The 467-nt window shown below is 51.4% G+C and carries 2 tRNA genes and 1 rRNA gene; all 3 read right to left on the bottom strand.

Annotated features, from left to right (window positions below):
* Window positions 1-136: 136 nt before the first annotated feature.
* Window positions 137-209, bottom strand: a tRNA-Ala gene (locus EVJ32_RS15995).
* A 23-nt stretch (window positions 210-232) separates the two neighbouring features.
* Window positions 233-309: transfer RNA gene (locus EVJ32_RS15990), tRNA-Ile, on the bottom strand.
* Between the two features lie 76 nt (window positions 310-385).
* Window positions 386-467 (bottom strand): 16S ribosomal RNA (locus EVJ32_RS15985); the annotation flags it as partial.

Genomic DNA, 467 nt, shown 5'->3' with positions numbered 1-467 from the left:
GCTCCTAGTGCCAAGGCATCCACCGTACGCCCTTTCTACCTTGATCTAGCGTTTCTAAGACACACGGTCCGAACGGACCATGCATATTTTTCTTGGTTTGATGTCTTGATGAATCTTCAGTTTTCAAGGAACAAAGTGGAGCCTAGCGGGATCGAACCGCTGACCTCCTGCGTGCAAGGCAGGCGCTCTCCCAGCTGAGCTAAGGCCCCATATAAGGGAATTCTCAAAAAAATGGTGGGCCTAAGTGGACTCGAACCACCGACCTCACGCTTATCAGGCGTGCGCTCTAACCAGCTGAGCTATAGGCCCTCATAATTTGATTTGTCGAGAGATTTGGTCTCTCAAAACTGAACGATGGGCAATGCCACATGGGCATTTTCCTTAGAAAGGAGGTGATCCAGCCGCACCTTCCGATACGGCTACCTTGTTACGACTTCACCCCAATCATCTGTCCCACCTTCGGCGGC

This window comes from Exiguobacterium sp. SH5S4 (genome assembly GCF_004337045.1).
Lineage (GTDB): Bacteria > Bacillota > Bacilli > Exiguobacteriales > Exiguobacteriaceae > Exiguobacterium > Exiguobacterium aurantiacum_A.
This window is presented reverse-complemented; position numbering and strand designations above follow the sequence as displayed.